Annotated in this window: 18 protein-coding genes and 3 pseudogenes; 12 read left to right on the top strand and 9 right to left on the bottom strand. The window is 69.7% G+C overall.

The features are described from left to right. The first annotated feature begins 77 nt into the window (after window positions 1–77). From AB0915_RS06105 to AB0915_RS06115, 3 genes are all read left to right on the top strand, one after another. Window positions 78–290: a hypothetical protein gene (locus AB0915_RS06105; protein WP_366689917.1), complete on the top strand. Its 213-nt coding sequence runs from the start codon at window positions 78–80 to the stop codon at window positions 288–290. A 413-nt stretch (window positions 291–703) separates the two neighbouring features. Further along, window positions 704–955, top strand: a complete 252-nt coding sequence (locus AB0915_RS06110) for a type II toxin-antitoxin system VapB family antitoxin (RefSeq protein ID WP_366689918.1) — start codon at window positions 704–706, stop codon at window positions 953–955. Beyond that, complete coding sequence (locus tag AB0915_RS06115; RefSeq protein WP_366689919.1) at window positions 952–1368, top strand: PIN domain nuclease; 417 nt, start codon at window positions 952–954, stop codon at window positions 1366–1368. The genes AB0915_RS06110 and AB0915_RS06115 overlap by 4 nt, the downstream gene beginning before the upstream one ends. A 402-nt stretch (window positions 1369–1770) precedes the next feature. Here the strand turns inward: AB0915_RS06115 and AB0915_RS06120 are convergent, their stop codons facing one another. Beyond that, entirely contained in the window at window positions 1771–2352 is a 582-nt protein-coding gene (locus tag AB0915_RS06120) for a Uma2 family endonuclease (protein WP_366689920.1), read from the bottom strand. 86 nt (window positions 2353–2438) lie between these two features. On the opposite strand from AB0915_RS06120, the pseudogene AB0915_RS06125 reads away from it, so the two are divergent. The 3 genes and pseudogenes from AB0915_RS06125 to AB0915_RS06135 all read left to right on the top strand — a co-directional run. Beyond that, window positions 2439–2569, top strand: a pseudogene (locus AB0915_RS06125) (tetratricopeptide repeat protein); the annotation flags it as partial. A gap of 174 nt (window positions 2570–2743) precedes the next feature. Then, window positions 2744–3091: a CU044_2847 family protein gene (locus AB0915_RS06130; RefSeq protein ID WP_366689921.1), complete on the top strand. Its 348-nt coding sequence runs from the start codon at window positions 2744–2746 to the stop codon at window positions 3089–3091. Then, window positions 3088–7482 carry a trypsin-like peptidase domain-containing protein gene (locus AB0915_RS06135; protein WP_366689922.1) on the top strand — a complete coding sequence of 1465 codons (4395 nt, stop codon included), beginning with the start codon at window positions 3088–3090 and terminating at the stop codon, window positions 7480–7482. The genes AB0915_RS06130 and AB0915_RS06135 overlap by 4 nt, the downstream gene beginning before the upstream one ends. Before the next feature lie 201 nt (window positions 7483–7683). On the opposite strand, the pseudogene AB0915_RS06140 reads toward AB0915_RS06135, so the two are convergent. Both AB0915_RS06140 and AB0915_RS06145 read right to left on the bottom strand, forming a co-directional pair. Further along, a pseudogene (locus tag AB0915_RS06140) lies at window positions 7684–7980 on the bottom strand (DNA-binding protein); the annotation flags it as partial. Between the two features lie 97 nt (window positions 7981–8077). Further along, complete coding sequence (locus tag AB0915_RS06145; protein ID WP_366689923.1) at window positions 8078–8809, bottom strand: carbonic anhydrase; 732 nt, start codon at window positions 8807–8809, stop codon at window positions 8078–8080. A gap of 467 nt (window positions 8810–9276) precedes the next feature. On the opposite strand from AB0915_RS06145, the gene AB0915_RS06150 reads away from it, so the two are divergent. Next, the gene (locus AB0915_RS06150; protein ID WP_366689924.1) at window positions 9277–9759 is read left to right on the top strand and encodes a cupin domain-containing protein; all 483 of its coding nucleotides are present in this window, start codon (window positions 9277–9279) and stop codon (window positions 9757–9759) included. Window positions 9760–9793: 34 nt separating this feature from the next. Here AB0915_RS06150 and AB0915_RS06155 read toward each other — a convergent pair whose 3' ends face one another. Continuing rightward, the gene (locus tag AB0915_RS06155) at window positions 9794–10894 is read right to left on the bottom strand and encodes a threonine synthase (RefSeq protein ID WP_366689925.1); all 1101 of its coding nucleotides are present in this window, start codon (window positions 10892–10894) and stop codon (window positions 9794–9796) included. Window positions 10895–11062: 168 nt separating this feature from the next. On the opposite strand from AB0915_RS06155, the gene AB0915_RS06160 reads away from it, so the two are divergent. The 5 genes from AB0915_RS06160 (at window position 11063) to AB0915_RS06180 (ending at window position 16694) form a co-directional block, all read left to right on the top strand. Next, on the top strand, window positions 11063–11815 hold the full coding sequence (locus AB0915_RS06160) for a GntR family transcriptional regulator (RefSeq protein WP_366689926.1): 753 nt from the start codon (window positions 11063–11065) through the stop codon (window positions 11813–11815). Window positions 11816–12653: 838 nt separating this feature from the next. Next, window positions 12654–12854 carry an SPOR domain-containing protein gene (locus AB0915_RS06165; RefSeq protein ID WP_366689927.1) on the top strand — a complete coding sequence of 67 codons (201 nt, stop codon included), beginning with the start codon at window positions 12654–12656 and terminating at the stop codon, window positions 12852–12854. A gap of 68 nt (window positions 12855–12922) precedes the next feature. Then, complete coding sequence (locus AB0915_RS06170; RefSeq protein ID WP_366689928.1) at window positions 12923–13372, top strand: (deoxy)nucleoside triphosphate pyrophosphohydrolase; 450 nt, start codon at window positions 12923–12925, stop codon at window positions 13370–13372. A 140-nt stretch (window positions 13373–13512) separates the two neighbouring features. After that, complete coding sequence (locus tag AB0915_RS06175; protein WP_358861431.1) at window positions 13513–13941, top strand: ATP-binding protein; 429 nt, start codon at window positions 13513–13515, stop codon at window positions 13939–13941. A 194-nt stretch (window positions 13942–14135) separates the two neighbouring features. Further along, entirely contained in the window at window positions 14136–16694 is a 2559-nt protein-coding gene (locus AB0915_RS06180; RefSeq protein ID WP_366689984.1) for a SpoIIE family protein phosphatase, read from the top strand. A gap of 51 nt (window positions 16695–16745) precedes the next feature. Here the strand turns inward: AB0915_RS06180 and AB0915_RS06185 are convergent. The 5 genes and pseudogenes from AB0915_RS06185 to AB0915_RS06205 all read right to left on the bottom strand — a co-directional run. Then, window positions 16746–16889: pseudogene (locus tag AB0915_RS06185) on the bottom strand (PspA/IM30 family protein); the annotation flags it as partial. Between the two features lie 153 nt (window positions 16890–17042). Beyond that, window positions 17043–17816, bottom strand: a complete 774-nt coding sequence (locus AB0915_RS06190) for a succinate dehydrogenase/fumarate reductase iron-sulfur subunit (RefSeq protein WP_366689929.1) — start codon at window positions 17814–17816, stop codon at window positions 17043–17045. Continuing rightward, a complete protein-coding gene (locus tag AB0915_RS06195; protein WP_366689930.1) occupies window positions 17813–19729 on the bottom strand; it encodes a fumarate reductase/succinate dehydrogenase flavoprotein subunit in 1917 nt (638 codons plus the stop codon). The genes AB0915_RS06190 and AB0915_RS06195 overlap by 4 nt, the downstream gene beginning before the upstream one ends. Then, the gene (locus tag AB0915_RS06200) at window positions 19730–20512 is read right to left on the bottom strand and encodes a hypothetical protein (protein ID WP_366689931.1); all 783 of its coding nucleotides are present in this window, start codon (window positions 20510–20512) and stop codon (window positions 19730–19732) included. A gap of 203 nt (window positions 20513–20715) precedes the next feature. Beyond that, window positions 20716–20964, bottom strand: coding sequence for a hypothetical protein (locus AB0915_RS06205; RefSeq protein WP_366689932.1), 249 nt, complete (start codon window positions 20962–20964; stop codon window positions 20716–20718). Window positions 20965–21160: the final 196 nt, after the last annotated feature.

Below are 21160 nucleotides of genomic sequence, written 5' to 3' on the forward strand. Positions count from 1 at the left end.
TGCCGGTGAAGCAGGGAGCGCGGGGAAGAGGATCGCGGAGGTATCAGATAGAGTTCCGGCTGCTCGGCTCCGTTGCCGTGGCCACGGAGAACGGGGACGTCGGTCTGGGGCCCGCCAAGCGGTCCAGCCTGCTGGCGATGCTGCTGCGCCCCAACACCGCCGTGAACGTCACCCAGTTGATGGACGCGCTGTGGGAGGACACCACGCCGTTCATCTGGACCAAGACCGCCCAAGAAATCCTCAACTCCCTCGCCCGCTTCTGCCGACGGATCTCCGGCGCAGGACACTAGGGACTGGGGCGGTCAGGCTGCGATCTTCCGCGCCCTCATCGCTCACTCCGCTGAGGCCCCGGCGATATGGGCTGCCCCGCGAGTGCAACTTGCCGCAGCAACGGATGTGCCCGCCGCCGCCTCCTGCCTGCCCCAGGCCGGCAACAACGTCCCCGCTCTGATTTTCACGTACGCCCGCTGCACCGTGAGGGCGGATACGGGACTGTTCTACCCGGAGCGACACGACCCGTACGCCTTCGGGGTCCGAGTGGGGCGTTCGAACTGGAAGCTGAAACCTCCGGCTGGTGATCGATCTTTGGCGCCGTACCCCTGGCCCTGATTTAGGTGTCCTCGGGGGACCTCAGTATCCTGATGTCATTTCTGAGTCTGAATTGATATCATTGTTGGGGCGTCGGAATGTGGAGGGATAACTGATGGCCAGGACTGTGATCGATCTGGACGAGGAGATCGTCGAGCAGGCGATGCGGGTGTACGGGGTGAAGACGAAGGCCGCCGCAGTGCGGGCGGCCATGGAGGAGGGGGTGAGGCTGCGGCTGCGCCGGGAGCTGTTCGATGCCATTGACGATGGTGAGTTCGAGGACGCGTTCGCGGAAATCCGCTCGCAGACGGGGCCGCGGAATCCGGACGGCTCGCTGAGGCGCGAAGGCGGGGCCTCGGCGGCGTGAAGAGGCGCTACCTCATCGATAAGTCAGCGCTGGCCCGCCGGGGCAAACCGGCAGTGCGGGCGCGGCTGGATGCGCTGGACCGCGATGGGCTCCTAGCGGTGTGCGCCCCGACCGAGTATGAGGTTCTGTACTCGGCGCGCGGAAAGCCCGAGGCGCTGCGACTGCGTACCCTGCTCCGTGGATTCGACTACCTGCCCTGCAATGACGAGGAGTTCGAGCGGGCGCTCGAGATCCAGGCCCTGGCCCTAAACGCTGGCTTTCACCGGGCGCTGTCGCTGGCCGACGTCCTCATCGCGGCAACCGCCGAGCGGCATCGGGCCACGGTCCTGCACTACGACGGCGACTTCGACATGATTGCTTCGGTGAGCGGGCTGCAAGCCGAGTGGGTCGTGGAGCCCGGCACCGCCGACTGAAGCCGGGAACGTGCATGCCGTGCCAGGGCATGCCTCGACGGGTGAGGGCAGGGCCTGCTCGTCGTCGGCCGGATCGTTGTGGATCTGCTCAACGGCGTGGTTCGGGGGCTGCGGCTGAAACTCAGGCCAGAACTTTGAGCGTCCGTGCATCGGCGCCCGCAGATGTTGGAGCGTTCTCGGCGTCGAATCTTCTTGTGCGTTGTCGAGCATCCCATGCTGGGATGGTGCTGGGACGCGCCCACATACCCGCAGGTCAAACAGGTTGTGGTGGAGTTCCGCGTCAATGTGTGATCGCAGCGTTACTGCATGCTAGGTGATCCGTCGAGCCTGCAGGTCAGAAGGGGTCGGACTCTGCTGAGTCCGACCCCTTCTGCGTTCCCGTGCTGACGTGCTGCTGATTTTTCAGCTGCTTCGGGGCGGTGTGAGCTTGTCGAGGTCCAGGCTGATCTCGAACGGCACCGGGCGCTGGAGGGTGCCCCGGAAGATGCCGGCGGGCGCGTAGGCGCCGGTGGGTTCGTCGAGCTCGTAGACGTGCACGACGGGCGCCCCGTCCTCGTCCTCGATGCACCAGTAGTGCGGGATGCCGGCCTCCGCGTACTTGCGAAGTTTTACTGTGCGATCGCGGTGGGCGGATTCGGGGGATACGGCCTCCACGACGAGCTTCACGTCCTCTGGGGCGTACCAGGTGCGGTCGGGGTCATAGGACAGGTCCGTCAGCAAGAGGTCCGGCTCGGGGCGGTTGCGGGCATCGAGGCGGATCGTCATCTCCCGCTCGACCTCGAAGCCGGTCGGCGCCTGCGCCATGAGCGTGGTGGTCAGGGCGGTGACGAGGCGGCCATGCCAGGACCGCTGTGGCGACATCATGAAGACGAGGGCTCCGTCGATGAGCTCGGTGTGGCGGGGTGCCTCGGGGAGGCGGTCCAGGTCCTCCGCGAACCAGCCTTCCGCGCGCGGCGGGCGCATCCAGTCGGGCAGTGCGGTCATGGGACAACCCTAGCGATTGTGGCCGTCACGAGGGGAAGTTGTGCTGCTGATCCATCATCGGCGCATGGACGTCGTCGGGATAATCGAAGCCGCTCGACGTCGTACGACAGATCACGGCGGCCTTCAGCGCCGCTGACGAACGCCTCGGCGGCGGCCACGGCCGGGGTTTCGTTCCAGGCATCGATATGCACCCCGTCTGCTCGGCGAGATGCCGTCGTGGCCGTCCGCACGGCGGGTCCTGGACAGACGGGTGTCCGCGACGATGTCGGCGACGGACGGAGTGCTGGTCACCGGGCGTGACCGATCACTACGCGCCAACTCGACGCTGACCGGACAGCCGTGGCCGCCGTTCATCTATCGTGATGGGTGAACGCGGGGCGAGGGGGCGTGGATGCGCAGCTTAGCTCGGTTACCGCTGGAGGACGGCGGTTCCATCCTGTTCGAGGGCGTGCCGGAGGTGTCCGACGGGCCGGTGAAGGCCGGGCGGGTGGCCGACGCGATCCATGACCTGCCGTCGAGTCTCCAGTCGGCGCTGATCCCGGTGAGGGACACCGCCAGGGCCGTACTCGATCAGCTGCGGCAGGCAGGGCCGGAAGAGCTCGAAATCGAGTTCGGGGTCGATCTGGCCGCGCAGGCCGGGGCCGTCATCACCAAGACCGAGGCGAACTGCCACCTCGAGGTGCGGGCGTTGTGGCGGAAGGCGGAAGACGGCCAGGCCGCGGGGGCCGCGGGGTCATGACCGAGACGAGGGTTTCCGCCGCGGTCGCCCAGATTCTGAGTGGTGACGGCGAGGTGGCCGGAGCGGGCTTTCTGATCGCCGACGGCCTGGTCGTCACCTGCGCTCATGTCGTACGTGCCGCCGGCCGGGGCCCGGGTGACCAGGTGAGCGTCGCGTTCCCGAACGCCGACCGCTCGCCCCGGTTCACGGGAGCCGTCCTCACCGAACCCTGGCGGGCGCCGGAAGCGGAGGACATCGCCGTCCTGCGCCTGGACGGCACCCCGCCAGGTGTCGGTCCCCTGCCTCTTGGCTCGGCGAAGCGCTGTCGGGGCCACCAGGTGCGCGCCTTCGGGTTCCCCAGGCAGGCGCCTTCGACGGGGCACTTCGGGTACGCCACGGCCGGTGACCTGCTCACGACCGCCGCCGGTCCGCTTCTGCAACTGACCGGCGCCAACGACCTCACGGCGGGGTTCAGCGGTGGCCCGGTGTTCGACGAGATGACCGGCCGGGTCGTCGGCATGGTGACCGCCATCTCCGCACCCGATGAGCACCTCCGGGGCACCGGCATCGCCTATGCCACGCCCACTGCCGTGCTGCGCAAGGCATGGCCCGCACTCGTCACACAGGACGTGTCGCCGTACCGGCATCTCCAGCCGTTCACCGCGCAGGACGCCCGCTGGTTCTACGGGCGCGAGGCCGCGGTCGAGAGGGTGCTCACCGGATTGGCCGGACTCGGCACGCAGCGGCGCCTCCTGCTGTTGCTGGGGCCGTCCGGGGCGGGCAAGTCCTCACTGGTACAGGCGGGCGTGCTGCCCAAGCTCGCCGAAGGCGGACTGCCGGGCAGTGCCCGCTGGCTGCCGGTGGTCGCCCGACCAGGCCAGGACCTGGCGGGCGCGCTGGAGCAGGCAGGTCTGCCCGGGGCCGCGACCGTCGGGATCGCGGGCGCCGCCAGGCGCAGGCTCGCCGCCGACCCGCGCAGGGACCGGGTGCTCCTCGTCATCGACCAGTTCGAGGAACTGCTCGCCCAGAACCGCCCGCGTGGGGTGCTGAACCAGGTGCTGGAGGCGGCCCGCGCACCGGTGGCGCTCAGCCTGGTCCTGGTCATGCGGGACGACTTCTACTCGCGGCTGGCAGCCCTCGCCCCGGACCTGCTGGAGGCCGTCGGCCCGGGCTTGCTCAACGTGCCCGCCTCGCTGAGCCGTCAGGATCTGTACGCCATCATCACCCGGCCCGCCGAGGAGGCTGGAGCGCGCTTCGAGGACGGGCTGCCCGAACGGATCATCACCGACGTACTGGCCGCCGACCCGTCGGGCGCCACCACCGGGACTGCGCCGGTGACCCTGCTGGCCCCCTTGGAGTTGACGCTCACTCAGTTGTGGGACGACCCCGATAACGACAACGACAACGACAACGACGGACATCTGACCCATACGGCGTACCAGCGCCTCGGCGAAGTCGCCGGCGCCCTCGCCACCTGGTGCAACACCGCGCTCCATCAGCTGGATCCGGCCCGGCGACCGGTCGCCCAGCGCATCCTCACCGCCCTCGTACGGCCCGCGGACGACGCCCGCAACATTCCCGCAGCCCGCCAGCAGGTATCCCTGACGGTGCTGCGTGATCTGGCGGCCGGCACGCACGAACCGGACGGCCGGGTGATCGACGGTGTACTCGACCTGCTGATCCGGCAAAGGATCATCACCACAGGCAGGGCGCGCGACCCGGGCGGGCCGGCCGGTGCCTCGGGCGAGCCGGTCGCCGAGCTGGTCCACGACGCGCTCATCCGCGACTGGGCCGACCTGCGCAACTGGGTCGCTCAGGATCACCTGTTCCACGACTGGCTGCGCCGCGCCCAGGAACAGCGCACTCGCTGGACCGCGAGCGGGCTCCCCGGCGACCTGCTGGACGGGACCGACCTGGCCGCCGGCCTCGACTGGGCCGCACAGCGCCGACTGCCCGCCGACATCGCCGCGTTCCTGGTCGCCAGCGAGGCGGCCCAGCGGGCCGAACGGGAGCGGGAGCGGGTCAGCAACCGGCGGCTCAAGCGGCGGCTGACCGCGGCCGTGACGGCGCTGGCCCTCGCGCTGGTGGCAGGTGGGCTCGCCGTGCGGCTCAACGCCGCCGCCCAGGCCAAGAGCCGGGAGGCGCAGCGCAACAGCCGGGCCGCGCAGATCCGCCAGCTGGAGGAGGCGGCGCGAGCGGACCTCACGTCGGACCCGCAGGCGGCGCTGTACGTCGCGTTGGCGGCCTATCGTATGGCCCCTGACGACCCGACCACGCGCTCCACGCTGATCGACGTGCTGACTAGCACACAGTTCTCCGGCGCCGTGGACACGCGCATCACCAGCGGCGCGCCCCTGTCCTACAGCCCTGACGGCCGGACACTTGTCGTGGGCGGGGGCCAGGGCAACGCCGAACTGTTCGACGCCGGCGGGCCGGGGCTGCCGCGCAGGACGGCCGATGTGGCGACCCGCGAGGGGGCGTTCGGGTTCGTGGCGACCTGGACTGGGGACTCCGTCATGATGCTGACCGGGGCCGACGGTCATCTCGCCCGGTTCTCGCTCGCCGACCGAACCCGTCCCAAGCCGCTGGGCGACCAGTCACTCGCGCCGGGTCTGGAGCACGCCGGATTCAGTACGAGCGGCACTCTGCTGGTTACGGCACCCATGGGCAGCACGCGAGAGGGACCGCGGTTGTGGGCCGTGAGCCCGGATTCCCGCCCTGCCCGAACCCTCACCACATTCCCCCTGCGGCCCAGCAGCGCGGAGACGATGACGTTCTCGCCGGACGACCGGCTGCTCGCGCTGGGGTGGGAAGACGGCCTCGTGGAGCTGTGGAACGTAGCGGACCCCGCACAGCCACGGCGGCTCGCGGCGCTCCCGGGCACTGGAGGCCCACCGCGGGCCGCCGCGTTCAGCCCTGACGGGAAAACGCTCGCCGTGGCCTCGAACGATGCGCAGGCCCGCCTCTGGGACCTGGCCGACCCTTCGCGGCCCCGGCGCGCCGCGGTCATCAGCGGCCACGGCGGCCCGTTGACCTCGGTCGCGTACAGCCGTGACGGTCGCTATCTGGCGACCGGCAGCACTGATCGCACTGCGGTGCTCTGGGACGTGTCGGATCACGAACAGCCGGTACGCTCGGCTGTCCTGACCGGCGATGTGGTCGAGGGCATCGCGTTCTCACGGGACGGGCACACGGTGGTCACCGGGGCGCCGAACGGCAGGCTGTACTTCTGGGCGGTCTCGGATCGGGGGCTGACACCGGTGCGGCTCCGCCGAGTGACCCCGGTGCGGCCCTCCCACTACCGGGCCGGCTGGATGCCGGTGCCGACGCACGCCCTCGATCCCCACGGGCGCATGCTGGCGCTGCTCACAGGAGACCACGAACTGAGCCTGATCCCGCTCACGGGCAGTAGTGCGGGACGGACGGCCGCCGTGATTCCGGTGGACAGCAGGCATCTCTCGCCCGTAGGGCTGTTCTCACGTGACGGCAAGCGGCTGGCTCTCTCCGCGGACGACGGCACTGTGACAGTCTGGGACGTTTCCGACCCCGCCGAGCCGAGGCAGCACAACGTGCTGAAGACCGGCGTGCCCGACTCACTGCCCAGCCTGTCCTTCTCCCCGGACAACCGGCAGCTCGCCGTGCAGGTCGGCCGAAAGCCGCCTACCGTCTTGTGGGACGTCTCCCGGCCCGGCCACCCGGTGCGTCTGGCACGGATTCCGTACCAGAGCTTCACAGTCGGCGTGCTCTTCGCCCCGCGAGGAAATCTCCTTGCCGTAGGCGCGTCGCTCTACAGTACGGCCGATCCTCACTCACCCGAGCGGCTGGCCACTCTGCCCGCCCCCGAGGGTTCCACCTTCTTCATGGGCAGGCCCGAGGGGTTCACCGAGGACATGAAAACACTCCTGGTCGGCCGTGTCGCACAGCCCGGCCAGCTCTACGACGTGTCCTCACCGGCGCACCCCCACTCCTTGGCGCCACTCACCGACGGGGACGATATGAGCGACGCCTACGCGTTGAGCGGCGATGGCCGACTGCTGGCCGCAGCGGGCAGCAAGAACCAGGTCCTGCTGTGGGACATGTCCAACCCGTCCTCGCCGCATCAGATCGGCGGCCTCGATCTGGGCGACGGGCTGCGCGAACTCGCCATCTCGGCGGATGGCAGCACGCTGACCACCTACGACGACTCCCATTCCGTCACGGTCTGGAACACTGCCTCGCTCACCGCCGCCCTGCGCGACCCCGAACGTCGTGCCTGCCGTCTCGCGGGCGAGAACCCGGACAAGGAGCGGTGGGACGCGATCGCCCCCAACGTGCCGTTCATGCGAGTGTGCCGGGAACTGCCCCCGGCGCCCTCCCCGGAGCCGTTCCCACTTCCTGACCCCTTTCCGTCGGCGATTACCGCCGGGCCCTGACCGCTCCCCGCGAGGCCCGGGATACAACGCCCGGCGAGACCCGCAGTAGACGTTCCGCTTCGATGTCTCACGATCTATCAAAGAACGTGTCCGGCCCGCTTGTTCATGGGCTGCGCGCGGGTGTCTGTCCTGTGGAGTCCTCGCCCCGCGAGGAGCTGCGGCGTTGGCACGAGTCTGGTTGGCGCGACTGCGGTCGGCGTTTCAGACCTTGACGACCTCTATGGCGGGGCCGCACAGGAGCGTCAGGTCCTCGGGGCCGGAGGTGACGACGGTGACCGGCTGGGTTGCGGTGCGGGCGATGACAGCGAAGGCGGCGTCGATGGCGTACTTGTGGCCGTGGAGACGGTGGGTGCGCAGGAGGACGGCGGCCTGGTCGGTGATCTCCTTGGCGACGTCGTGAACGTCGACACGGGAGAGGACCCACTTGATGCGGGCGGGATGGACGCGCTCGCAGCCGGCCTCAAGGGTGGTCATGGCGCTTGTGGCCACGCGGACGCCGATGTTCCGCTGCAACGTGTGATCGGTTCGATGCCGCGCGTGGAGTTGCCGGTCGCGTGTGCGGGCGGGAAGGGCCGGCTGTGTTGAGCCCGGCCATTCAAGGCGCTCCCGCCAGGACTTCCACCGTGCCGGTGTCGAGCGAGTAGTAGGCGCCGACCACGGCAAGGACGCCCTTTCTCACCAGTGGGGCCAGGTCCTGGTTGGAGCGCAGGTCCCCCGCGGTCAGTTCGACCTGGGCGCGGGCCATGGTCTCGACGGGGTCGGCACCGCCCTTCCGGACCGCCTGCTCGTAGGCCGGCCGCAGAGCCTTGGCGATCGCCTGCAGGTTTCCCGGCAGCGGTTTGCCGTCGCGGATGGACTTGTACGCCGCCTCGACGGCGCCGCAACGCTGATGGCCGAGGACCACGATGAGCGGAGTGCCACTCGTCATGGGCCCGTACTCCACGGAACCCGTGACCACCGGGCCGACCGCCTCCCCGCCGGTGCGCATCACGTAAAGGTCGCCCAGCCCCGTATCGAAGAGGAGTTCGGGCGGCACCCGGGAGTCGATGCACGAGAGGATCGCCCCGAAAGGTTCCTGCGCCTGGGCCACGAGCTGGCGCCGGTCCGGATCCCGGTCGGGATGCCGAAGGTCTCCGCTCACCCAGCGCTTGTTGCCGTCCATCAGTCTCGCGAACGCCGCTGCAGGCGTGGTCGGCCGCCCTTCCGGCGAAGCGCTGGTAGCCGACGGGGCGGCGCTCGTCGATGAACACCCCGCGAGCGCGACCGTGGCGACCGCAAGTCCGCCGGTGAGCAGCGCTCTGCGATCTGTTGGTGCCGTTCTGCCCATCGGTCGTTCCCCTCAGTCCGCTGAGACACGTCCGTCCGTCCTGACCAGGGTGATTGTTCAGCGCGGCGTGGTAGCCCGAGGGCAGGCACAAGCGGACGTGGGCCGCATTGCCACCGACGGCCCACAGAATCGGCCCGGCGGTACTCTGCCCGCCGTGCCGCGTACGGGAGGGCGAGCGGCGCGGCCCGGCTCACCGTCCGTGCGGGGAAGCGGGTCCAGCCGCGGCCGAGTCGAGCATGTAGTGCATGAGCCGTCGGCGCGGGGGCGGTGGCGGGAGGGGGGAGCCGCCGCGTACGTCAGGGGCGTCGGCGAGGCGATCAGCGCCCCCGCGGCCGCGGCGGGGAGGACCGTGACGAGAGGGACGCGCAAGACGCTCACTGTGCGAACGTAAGGACGCCGGCGCCGCGGGCGGGCGGGCGACGCGCGGGGTGAACGGCCGACAGTTCGATCGACGGAGGAGAAACGGAATGTCGTACCCGGAACCGACATACACGGACGGCAAGGGCGAGATCAGCGCCACGTACCGGCCGGCGAGCACGGCGGCGAATCTGCTGACCCGCAGCGGCGGGAGCACCCACTACCTGGCGACCACGGAGACGACGCACGGCGAATTCGGGCTCTACCGGATGGACATGGCGCCCAGAGCCGGCGGCCCGGCCACACACTTCCACCGGTCCATCTCGGAGTCGTTCTTCATCCTCGACGGGACGGTGCGGATCTACGACGGTGAGCAGTGGGTCGACGCGACGCAGGGCGACTTCGTCTACGTACCACAGGGCGGACTGCACGCCTTCCGGAACGACTCCGAGGCCCCGGCGTCGATGCTGTTGCTGTTCACACCGGGTGCGCCGCGCGAGGAGTACTTCGAGAAGGTGGCGGAGGCCGCGCAATGGTCGGAGGAGGAGCGGGCCGAGTTCTTCATCAAGCACGACACGTACTGGACGGACTGACCCGGCCCACTTCCTCGCCTTCGGGGGCCTCTGATCAGGGGGCCAGGCCCGTCTTGAGTCCAGCGCCGCAGAGGGGTACGACCACACTGCGGTCCGTCCAGTCGCCCACCGCCGCCCAGCAGGCAACCCCGGTCGTCTCGACGTAGAAACCGCGGGCCGCCAGGTCCCTTTGCGCGGTACGGATCTGATTCTCCGTCACGGTGAGGAAGGTGCCGCCCGACTCCCGCACCGCCGCCAGGATCTGGCGGGCGCGCGGCGGGCGGGGGATGGCGATGCCCTCAGCGAGCGTGGGGGCGGAGGCGGCCCGGCCGGGATGGCCGGGCAGGCCGTCCGCGCCCCGGTGGAACGCGGCGGCCAGCGGCGGCACGGCCTCGGCCTGTACGCCGATCAGGGCGGGACGCACGTCGATCAGGCCCTGGGCGAGGAGTTCCGCGGTGGCCAGCGCCGCGCCGAGCAGCAGCGTGCCGTTGCCGACCGGTACGGCGATGGCGTCGGGGAGTTGGCCGCCGAGGTCTTCCCACATCTCGTACACGTACGTCTTCGTGCCGTGCAGGAAGTACGGGTTGAAGACGTGCGAGGCGTAGAAGGTGCCCGGGGAGTCGGCGGCGGCCCCGGCAGCCTGCGCGGTGGCCTCGCGGTCGCCGGGGACGACCTCCAGGCGGGCGCCGTGGGCCCGGATCTGCTCGGTCTTCTTGGGGGACGTGCCCTCGGGGACGTACACCGTGCAGGGCAGTCCGGCCCGCGCGCAGTACGCGGCGACGGCTGTTCCCGCGTTGCCACTGCTGTCAGCGACGACGCGATCGGGGGAGAGGCGGTGGGCCAGCTCGGCGAGCATCACGGCGCCGCGGTCCTTGAAGGAGAGCGTCGGCATCAGGAAGTCGAGCTTGGCGGAGACCGTGCCGGTGAGCGGCACGAGCGGTGTGCGGCCCTCGCCGAGGCTGGTGGTGGGCGAGGAGAGGGGGAGCACCTCTTCGTAACGCCACAGTGAATTGACGCGCCCGGCAAGCGCGTTGACGGAGAGCGGCGCGTCCGGCTCGAAGTCGAGGTCCCAGGGACCGCGGCAGACCGGACAGCACCAGGTCAGGGATGTGGTGTCGGCGCGGGTGCCGTCCTGCGGGCAGAGATACGTGGCCATGCCCGCCAGGATGTCAGCCGTGTGGCGGGTGAACGGCAAAGATATGGACGGCGCTACTTTCGACACACGCCCTGGTCATCACTTCGGGTGAAACTTTGGCCCGTGCTTGCGGTTCACAACCGACGGTTGCGAGGCTGTTGCAGACTGTCAACCTGTTGGGAGAGGCCTGTGACTTTCGGTGAGCAGCCCGCCTATCTGCGCGTTGCGAGCGATCTGAGAGAGAAGATCGCCAATGGTTCGCTGCCGCCGCATACGCGCCTGCCGTCGCAGGCCCGTATCCGCGAGGAGTACGGGGTCTCCGACACGGTCGCGCTGGAGGCGCGCAAGGTACTCATGGCCGAAGGGCTGGTCGAGGGACGCTCCGGCTCCGGCACGTATGTGCGCGAGCGCCCGGTCCCGCGTCGCATCGCCCGTTCCGGATACCGTCCGGGCGCCGGTGCCAGCCCGTTCCGCCAGGAACAGACGGCGGACGGGATGCGGGGGACGTGGGAGTCCCGCAGCGAGCAGGAAGGAGCGAGTCCGGAGATCGCCGAACGGCTCGGCATCGAGGCGCGTGACCGGGTGATGCGTACGAGATACATCTTCCGGGAAGCGGGGGAGCCGATGATGCTCTCCACCTCCTGGGAGCCCCTCGCCGTCACGGGGCGCACGCCGGTGATGCTGCCGGAGGAGGGCCCGTTGGGCGGCTGTGGGGTGGTCGAGCGGATGGCCGCGATCGATGTCGTCGTGGACAACATGGTCGAGCAGGTGGGTGCGCGCCCGGGGCTGGCGGAGGAGCTCCTGGCGCTGGGCGGTGTGCCGGGGCATGTGGTGATGGTGATCGGGCGTACGTACTACGCATCGGGGCGGGCGGTCGAGACGGCGGACGTGGTGGTGCCCGCCGACCGCTACCGGATCGCCTACCACCTTCCTGTCAGGTGAGCGGCGGTTCGCGCGCTGGTGGGCTTCGTCGCGGGCCCGCTGTCGAGCCCTCGGTCGAGCTCGGCGCCGGTCTCTTCGCGAAGCGCTCCCGCGGGACTTTTCCGGGCCCCGGCAGGCTCGCGGCCGGGATTTCTGTCGAGTGACCGATACCCGGACGGACCGTCCTGGGGCCGTGACGACGAGTTAACGCCCACTCGGTTCCCGCAGTCGAGGGGTCATCACTGACCGTAACGATTTGTCATGTCCTGCTCCTGTCTTCCCGTTCGTTTCCGCACGCCGGGCAGACGAACAGGAAGTCACCGATGACGGACACGGCCCTCCAGGGCGGCCGGGGTCCCGGAGGTGCAGCCCGACGGGGCCTCGGGATCCGACGGAGCCGCCGGGACGTCGGTCGCCGCCCCGCCGCCTCCCGGACGCGGCTCTGCCGAACTCGTCGCCGACGAGAGCCGGGAGGGTTACTCCCTCCGCTGCGCACCGAACTCCCCATTCAGTCGGGACCGAACTGTTCGCTGTGCTGCTCGCTGGACGCGGAGTGCGGGGATATCTGCCGCAAGGACCCGACCGCCGGCCCGGTCCTCATGCCGATGCCGATGCCGATGCCGACGCTGTGCGCGGCGCCGGGGCCGGCAGAGGTGGCGGAGGCGTAAGCGGCACAACCGATCCGCGAGGCACTGGGGGCGCATCTGAGTGGGTGCGCCCCTTCGCGCTGGCCGGATCGGTATCTCTTTGTGTAACTACATATCCGTTGCGTAAAGGTCAGGCGTACGCTCGGGCATATGCGTACTGCGGTTTCCTGGGGATCCTTAGAGACGTGCACGCCGTTCAGGGGAGGGGCTCAATGCTCGGGAGGGACACGATGAGCGACGGCGGTGCCGTGCTCCCTTGGCTGGTGATACGGCAGGACGACAACGGCAATCGGTACCGCGTCGGCAGGTATGCCACGCAGGTCGAAGCGCAGAAGATCGCCGACAATCTCGACAACCGCGGACCTGAGCGGCTCTATTGGGTGGAGCGCATCGGGCAGAGCGCCCGGCCGTGACCGACGGCCGACTACGGGGGACGGGGCGGGGCCTGTGAGAGGTGGAGCCGGGGACTACGCTCCGGGCTATGAGTGATCGCGTGGTGGTGGCCGGAGCCGTCTATGACCAGGGGCGCCTGCTGGCCGCGCGTCGCAGTGCCCCGCCCGAGCTGGCCGGCCGCTGGGAGCTGCCCGGTGGAAAGCTGGAGCCGGGGGAGAGCGGCGAACAGGCGCTCGTACGTGAACTCCGCGAGGAACTCGGCGTCGAGACCGAGCCGCTGGAGCGTATACCCGGCGAGTGGCCGCTGGGGCCCGGATACGTACTCCGGGTGTGGACCGCTCGGGTGGTGTCAGGCGTGCCGGCGCCGCTCCAGGACCACGACGAGCTGCGCTGGCTCGGGCCCGGCGAGGGCGACGAGGTCGACTGGCTGGATCAGGACCGGCCCGCCGTTGCCGAAGCCATGCGCCGCCTCCCGACCGGATCCGCGTCGACTGGTTCCGCGCCGACCCGGAGCCTGCCGGGCGGCGCGTGCCGCTGATCGGGCGCGCCCCTTTGCGCGCACGTCGCCGTACGCCCGCACGCCCTACGCGTCGATTCCGGCGATAGGCCGCCCCAAATATCGGGTATGTGCTGATTAGCCCCCATAAACAGGACGTTCCTCGCTGCTGGTCTTGGGAAGTGATCGGCGTGATCGATACCGAAGGCGACTGCGCCGAGTGGACCTTTCCGGCAGTGCCCGGCGCCGTGCGTACTGCTCGGCATGCGGTCCACGAGACGCTGCGGGGGTGGGGGCTCGACGCGGCCGTGGGTGATGTGACCGTCCTGCTGGTCAGCGAGCTGGTGACCAATTCCTTGCGCTACGCCTCGGGCCCCATCGGGGTGCGGCTGGTGCGCCCCCGCCTCGATGGCGAAGCTCCGGACGCCCGCCCCGGACTGCTTGTGGAAGTCTCCGATCCGCTTCCGGATCCGCCCACCGAACGTGCTGCCGCACCTGACGACGAAGGTGGCCGAGGACTGCAGCTGGTGGCCTGTTCCGCACGCCGCTGGGGGACCCGGCGCGGAAAGAGTGGCAAGACAGTGTGGTTCGAGCTGGCCCTCCCTGGTTAGGAGTGGAGTGGGACGCACAGCGATCACCAGAGGGCGGGCAGAACCTGGCTGGAAGGGACTGTGGCCGTGCTGTGATCGTGAACGCCGTGTCGGCAAGCGCCGTAGTGCTGAATACTGCGGGGCAGGACCGGTCCGGTGTGTGAGCTGGAGGGGACGGTCGCGTGAGCGAAATACCTGGGACAGCGGGCGACGTCGTGTGGCAGAGCAGCCCGCCTGGCTCGATCTATGACTACATCAGGGTCGCCTCCTTCTCGATCGGCCCCGACGGGCTGATCGAGCAGTGGAGCCGCCGGGCCGCCGGCCTCTTCGGCATTGCCGCGCACGAGGCGGTGGGCAGGGACCCGGTCGAGACCTTCATGCCCGCGGAGCTGCGCACCGGCGGTCATCGCCGGGTCGGCGAGATACTCGACGGCAAGGAGTGGACGGGCCTCGTCCCCTTCCGGATGCCGGGCGAGGACGCCGTGCACGGTCTCGCCGAGGTCTATGTCATGCCCAGTGAGACGGAGAGCGGGGCACCGGCCGCTCTCTGTATCGTCGTGGACGTCCGCGCCCTGCGGCGTATCGAGACGGACCTTGCGGCATCGCAGGCCATTTTCGGCCAATCTCCCTTCGGTTTCGTGCTGTTCGGCACAGACTTCACGGTCGTGCGCGCCAACCAGCGCTTCGCCACCGTCTTCGGCGGCCAGGCCGCCGACCACCGCGGCCGCACGGTCGACGACTATCTCGCCCGCCCCGAGGCCGAGCGGCTCACCGCCACACTCAGGCGGGTTCTGGAGACCGGGGACTCCGTCACCGATCTCCAACTCGTCGGCACCGCACCGGGCGACTCCGAGAGGCGCCACTGGTCGATGAACCTCTACCGCGTGCACAGCGGATCAGGCCGCGCCATCGGCATAGCCGGACTGGCCACCGATGTCACCCGACGGCACATCGCCGCCCGCGAGGCCGCCAGCGCCCGCCGCAACCTTGCCCTGCTCAACGAGGCCGGCGCCCGTATCGGCAACTCCCTGGACCTGGAGACCACCGCCCGCGAACTCCTCGGCGTCGCTGTGCCCGGCTTCTGTGACCTCGCCTCGGTCGACCTCTACCAGGGGCTGCTCACCGGCGACGAGGCAGCGCCCGGCAGTTGGGGCTCGCTCCACCACGAGTCCGTCGGCGGATCCGCGGAACTGCGCCGTGTCGCCTTCGCCAGCGCCGTGTCGGATGCCCTGCCGACCACCGCCCCGGACAGCGCCTCGACCGACGGTGCCACCGACCCGCCCGCCTTGGGCGCCGTCCACCGCTACTCCTTCAACTCCCCCTGTTCCATGGCCCTGCGGACCGGCCGCATCGAGGTCGTCCCCGGCGACGACCGCGGCTTCGTCCAGTCCACCCTTGCCGTTCCGATGGTCGCTCATGACACCGTCGTCGGCCTTGTCCAGTTCTCCCGTACCAAGGGCAGCGAACCCTTCGGCGAACGCGACCGGGCCCTCGCCACCGAGCTCGCCGCCCGTGCCGCCGTCTGTATCGACAACGCCCGCCTCTACCGGCGCGAGCACGAACGCGCGCTCATCCTCCAGCGCAGCCTGCTGCCACCGGGCGATCCCGAGGCCGCCGGTCTCGACATCGCCTGCCGTTATCTCCCCGGCAACACCGCGACCGAGGTCGGCGGCGACTGGTTCGACGTGATCGAACTCCCCGGACACCGCACCGCCCTGGTGGTCGGCGACGTCATGGGCCGTGGACTGCGAGCCGCCGTCGCCATGGGCGAACTGCGCACCGCAGTAAGGACCCTGGCCCTCCTCGACCTGGAACCAGCCGAGGTGCTCTCCGCCCTCGACGAGGTCGCCCGCGGTCTGGGCACCCCCGGTGTCAGCACCCCCTCCGACGGCCCCGGCGGCGCCCAGTGGCCGTCACGGGCCTCCCACAAGGCCCGGGATGCAGATCTCTCCGAGGTCTACCTGGCGACCTGTGTCTACGCCGTCTATGACCCGGTCACCCGGCGGTGCACCTTCGCCAACGCCGGACACCTCCCCCCTGTTGTGGTCGAGCCGGGCGAACCTGCCCTGCTGCTCGACGTCCCGCCCGGGATGCCGCTCGGCGTCGGCGGCGAACCCTTCGAGGAAGTCGAGGTCGAACTGAAGGAGGGCGCCCTCCTCGCCCTCTACACCGATGGTCTCGTCGAGTCCCGCGACCACCCGCTCGACGAAGGACTGCAGGCACTGCGCAACGCTCTCATCGAACCCGAGCTCCCGCTCGAGGACGTCTGCGACCACGTACTGAGCACCCTCGACACCCGGCACGGTGAGGACGACATCGCCCTGCTGATGGCCCGCATCCAGGGGCTGCCGGTCGACGCGGTCGGCGACTGGCGGCTGCCGCGCGAACCCCGCTCCGTCGGCCGAGCCCGCGAACTGGCCCGTCGACAACTGCTCGCCTGGGAACTCGATGACCTGGTGGACACCACCGAACTGCTCGTCAGTGAGCTGGTCACCAACGCTCTGCGCTACGGCGAGGGCGAGATCCGGCTCAGGCTGCTGCGCGACCGTACGCTCGTGTGCGAGGTATGGGACGCAGGTCTCGTCCAGCCGCGGCGACGCCGGGCACGCGACACGGACGAGGGCGGGCGCGGGCTTCAGCTGGTCGGACTGCTGAGTGCGGCCTGGGGTTCGAGGCGGACTCCGCGCGGCAAGACCGTCTGGTTCGAACTGCCGCTGCCCGACGGGGAACCGGCCGCAGAGCGCACGGTCGAGCAGTTGCTCAGCATGTTCTGAACGCGGGACCGGGACGTGGGGTCAGAACGGCCGCCGCTCCGGGTGCGGCGGTCATGATGCCGTTCTCAGAGCGGCGAGCCGGGCCTCGACCTCGCCGCTGTCGCCCGGGCTGTCCAGCCGCTCGAACCGGGCGTCCAACGACGATGCGGCGAGCTCCCGCTTGCCCATCTCCTTCGCCTTCTCGCGCCGCACCTTGCGTCGGCCGGCGAGGCGTCTTTGCCGTCAATGTGCCCGTCGCCCTCATCGCACCGGGCGTCGCGCTGCTCCGGATCCCGGCGGATCCGCCGCGCACACGCGCCGCGTGCGGCCGCGCGCCCCGCCTCGACCTGGATCCGCGGGGAATCGGCCTCAGGGAGTCTCCCGCCGACGGATCCTGTTCCCCAGCCACACCAGCGGGTCGTACTTGCGGTCCACCGCCCGCTCCTTCAGCGGGATCAGCGCGTTGTCCGTGATCTTGATGTGCTCGGGGCAGACCTCCGTACAGCATTTCGTGATGTTGCAGTAGCCCAGCCCGTGCTCCTCCTGCGCCGTCGCCTTCCGGTCGAGTCCCGACTCGGCGGCGGCGTCCAAGGGGTGCATGTCCAGCTCGGCGACCCGCATCAGGAAGCGCGGTCCGGCGAACGCGGCCTTGTTGTCCTCGTGGTCGCGGACCACATGGCAGGTGTCCTGGCAGAGAAAGCACTCGATGCATTTGCGGAACTCCTGCGAACGCTCCACATCGACCTGCTGCATCCGGTAGTCGCCCGCCTTCACCCCTTCCGGCGGTACGAAGGCGGGCACTTCCCGTGCCTTGGTGTAGTTGAAGGTCACGTCCGTCACCAGATCGCGGATCACCGGGAACGCCCGCAGCGGAGTGACGGTGATCGTCTCGTCCTGGTCGAACACCGACATGCGGGTCATGCACATCAGTCGTGGCCGTCCGTTGATCTCCGCGCTGCACGACCCGCACTTGCCCGCCTTGCAGTTCCAGCGCACCGCCAGATCGCCCGCCTGGCCGGACTGGATCCGGTGGATGATGTCGAGGACGACCTCGCCGTCGTTCACCTCGACCGAGAAGTCCTGCAGGTCACCGCCGTCGGTGTCGCCGCGCCAGACCCTGAACCGGGCTTCGTAGCTGCTCACTCGTACAGCTCCTCTTCGGCGAGGTACTTGACCAGCTCCTCCTTGTCGAAGAGGGAGAGCAGGTCCGGTCGGATGGGTTCGGTCGTCTTCCGTACGAGTTCGATTCGGCCGCCCAGCGGCAGCGCGCCGTCGTCGGACAGCCGGCAGAGCAGATTGACCGGCCGCCAGGAGCGCTCCATCGTCGGACAGTCCTCGCGGGTGTGACCGCCGCGGCTCTCCGTGCGTTCCAGCGCGGCCCGGGCGATGCACTCGCTGACCAGCAGCATGTTCCGCAGGTCCAGGGCGAGGTGCCAGCCCGGGTTGAACTGGCGGTGGCCCTCGACCCCGGCGCGGCGCGCCCGTATCCGCAGTTCGGCGAGGTTCTCCAGCGCCTGTTCCATCTCGGGTGCCCGGCGGATGATGCCGACCAGGTCGTTCATCGTCTGCTGGAGTTCCTGGTGGAGGGTGTACGGATTCTCCGCGGGCCCCCCGGCGGCGTCAGGCTCCCCGGCGCTGAACGGACGCAGTGCCTCCGCCGCCGCCGCGTCGATCTGTTCCTCGTCCACCACCGGCGGGTCACCGATCCCGCTCGCGTACTCGGCGGCGTGCAGCCCGGCGCGTCGACCGAAGACCAGCAGGTCGGAGAGGGAGTTCCCGCCGAGCCGGTTGGAGCCGTGCATGCCGCCCGCGACCTCGCCCGCCGCGAACAGACCGGGCACGGCGACGGTTGCCGCGGTGTCCGAGTCGACGGCGATTCCGCCCATCACGTAGTGGCAGGTCGGGCCGACCTCCATCGCCTCCGCCGTGATGTCGACATCCGCCAGTTCCTTGAACTGGTGGTACATCGACGGCAGCCGCCGCCTGATCGTCTCGGCCGGCATCCGGGTGGACACGTCCAGGAAGACGCCACCGTGCGGTGACCCGCGGCCTGCCTTCACCTCGGAGTTGATGGCGCGGGCGACCTCGTCGCGCGGCAGCAGCTCGGGCGGGCGGCGGTTGTGGTCCGGGTCCTCGTACCAGCGGTCGCCCTCCTCCTCCGACTGCGCGTACTTCTCCTTGAACACATCGGGGACGTAGTCGAACATGAACCGCTTGCCCTCGGAGTTGCGCAGCACCCCGCCGTCGCCGCGCACCGACTCGGTGACGAGGATCCCCTTCACCGACGGGGGCCAGACCATGCCGGTCGGATGGAACTGTACGAACTCCATGTTCAGCAGGGGCGCGCCCGCCAGCAGCGCGAGGCCGTGGCCGTCGCCGGTGTACTCCCAGGAGTTCGACGTGACCTTGAAGGACTTGCCGATGCCGCCGGTGGCGAGGACGACCGCGGGCGCCTCGAGGACGAAGAAGCGGCCGGACTCGCGCTCGTAGCAGAAGGTCCCGCTGACCCTCTCGCCGTCCTTGAGCACCCGCGTGACGGTGCACTCCTGGAAGACCTTCAACCGGGCTTCGTAGTCGCCGTGCTCGCGGTGGTCCTCCTGTTGCAGCGAGACGATCTTCTGCTGGAGGGTGCGGATCAGTTCGAGGCCGGTACGGTCCCCGACGTGGGCGAGCCGCGGGTACTCATGGCCGCCGAAGTTGCGCTGGGAGATCCTTCCGTCCGGCGTACGGTCGAAGAGCGCCCCCCAGGTCTCCAGCTCCCAGACCCGGTCCGGCGCCTCCTTGGCGTGCAGCTCCGCCATCCGCCACTGGTTGAGGAACTTCCCGCCGCGCATGGTGTCGCGGAAGTGCACCTGCCAGTTGTCCCCGGAGTTCACGTTGCCCATGGAGGCGGCAATTCCGCCCTCCGCCATGACCGTGTGTGCCTTGCCGAAGAGCGATTTGCAGATGACCGCGGTACGGGCCCCGCGCTCCCGCGCCTCGATGGCGGCGCGCAGCCCGGCGCCACCGGCACCGACCACGACGACGTCCCACTTCTGCCGTTCGAGCTCAGTCATTCAGAAAAACCTCGGATCGTCGAAGGCGCCGGAGGCGATGAGGTACACGTAGAAGTCGGCGAGCGCCACGCTGATCAGGGAGGCCCAGGCGAGGAGCATGTGCCGGGCGTTCAGCCGGCCCACCCAGCCCCACAGCCGATAGCGCACGGGGTGCTTGGAGAAGTGCCGCAGCCGGCCGCCGATGATGTGCCGGCAGGAGTGGCAGGACAGGGTGTACGCCCAGATCAGCGTGATGTTGATCAGGAAGATCAAGGAGCCGAGGCCCATGTGGCCCCAGGCGTAGTGCTCGTCGCGGAAGGAGAGCACGGTGTCGTACGTGAGGATCCCGGCGACCGGCATCGCGGCGTAGAAGAAGTACCGGTGGATGTTCTGCATGATCAGCGGGAAGCGGGTCTCGCCGGTGTACGTCGTGTGCGGCTCGGCGACCGCGCAGGCCGGGGGTGAGGCCCAGAAGCCCCGGTAATAGGCCTTGCGGTAGTAGTAGCAGGTCAGCCGGAAGCCGAGCGGGAAGACCAGGATCAGCAGGGCGGGGGAGAGGCCCCACCAGCTGCCGAAGATTTCCCAGTTCGGGCCGTGCCGCATGGGGGCGCAGTTCTCCGCCAGACAGGGCGAGTAGAACGGCGACACATAGGGGGCGGCGTAGTAGTCGGCGTTCGAGAAGGCCCGCCAGGTCGAGTAGACGATGAAGGCGAGGAGCCCGCCCGCGGTGACCGCGGGCGCCAGCCACCAGCGGTCGGTCCGCAGATGGCGGGCGGCGATGGCGGCCCGCGAGGTGTCGTGCACGCCGGACGGCCGGGTGGTACGTGCGCCGTGTCGCGCGGGGGCCTTGCGCCGAGATGGTTCCGTACCTGGTTCTGTGCCGGTGGCCAAGGAACTCTCCTAGGGCATGTTTCGAAAGTAGCGTCGTCCGCCCGTAGGGCGGGCCAGGCGGCGTCTGGAGCGTGCGGGCCAGGCGTCGCCTGGCAGGCGGGACTTTCGAAACACGCCTAGGGGGCGTGCCTGCCGCGGACGCCCAGACCCTCGTCGTCCGAGTCCGTCCACAGGGTGGCGTCGTACGGCGCCTCGGTGATCGTGATGACGCCGTCGACGGGGTGGGTGCCGGTGGCGGGCCCGGGTGGCTGCGGACCGGTGTCGGCCGTGCGCAGCTGCGCAAGGCTCCGCTCCAGTCGTCCGACGGTGCGGACCAGGTCGTCGAGGCAGTGCTGAACAGCAGTCAACTCGTCCTGCAGTGACATGACTTGCTCTCACCTCCGCGGTAGCGGGTGGCAATGCTCATGCGCATGCGAGTGTCGCGCGTCACATCCCCTTTGGGAAGGGAGCGGGACGCCCCGTCTTTGCCCGGTGCTCCGCCGCACAGGTGAGGTTCGCGGGCCGTGCGCCGTGTCTGCGCCGTCTCGCGCGCATGGGCACCTTCATTGGATGAGCGGAACC

This window comes from Streptomyces sp. NPDC048411, assembly GCF_040704695.1.
In the GTDB taxonomy this organism is placed as follows: Bacteria; Actinomycetota; Actinomycetes; order Streptomycetales; family Streptomycetaceae; genus Streptomyces.

Bases quoted from the DNA above. Each gene is read 5' to 3' on its own strand.
- AB0915_RS06110 (WP_366689918.1), top strand. From the start codon at position 704: ATGGCCAGGACTGTGATCGATCTGGACGAGGAGATCGTCGAGCAGGCG.
- AB0915_RS06120 (WP_366689920.1), bottom strand. From the start codon at position 2,352: ATGACCGCACTGCCCGACTGGATGCGCCCGCCGCGCGCGGAAGGCTGG.
- AB0915_RS06130 (WP_366689921.1), top strand. From the start codon at position 2,744: ATGCGCAGCTTAGCTCGGTTACCGCTGGAGGACGGCGGTTCCATCCTG.
- AB0915_RS06135 (WP_366689922.1), top strand. From the start codon at position 3,088: ATGACCGAGACGAGGGTTTCCGCCGCGGTCGCCCAGATTCTGAGTGGT.
- AB0915_RS06145 (WP_366689923.1), bottom strand. From the start codon at position 8,809: ATGGGCAGAACGGCACCAACAGATCGCAGAGCGCTGCTCACCGGCGGA.
- AB0915_RS06150 (WP_366689924.1), top strand. From the start codon at position 9,277: ATGTCGTACCCGGAACCGACATACACGGACGGCAAGGGCGAGATCAGC.
- AB0915_RS06155 (WP_366689925.1), bottom strand. From the start codon at position 10,894: ATGGCCACGTATCTCTGCCCGCAGGACGGCACCCGCGCCGACACCACA.
- AB0915_RS06165 (WP_366689927.1), top strand. From the start codon at position 12,654: ATGCTCGGGAGGGACACGATGAGCGACGGCGGTGCCGTGCTCCCTTGG.
- AB0915_RS06170 (WP_366689928.1), top strand. From the start codon at position 12,923: ATGAGTGATCGCGTGGTGGTGGCCGGAGCCGTCTATGACCAGGGGCGC.
- AB0915_RS06195 (WP_366689930.1), bottom strand. From the start codon at position 19,729: ATGACTGAGCTCGAACGGCAGAAGTGGGACGTCGTCGTGGTCGGTGCC.
- AB0915_RS06205 (WP_366689932.1), bottom strand. From the start codon at position 20,964: ATGTCACTGCAGGACGAGTTGACTGCTGTTCAGCACTGCCTCGACGAC.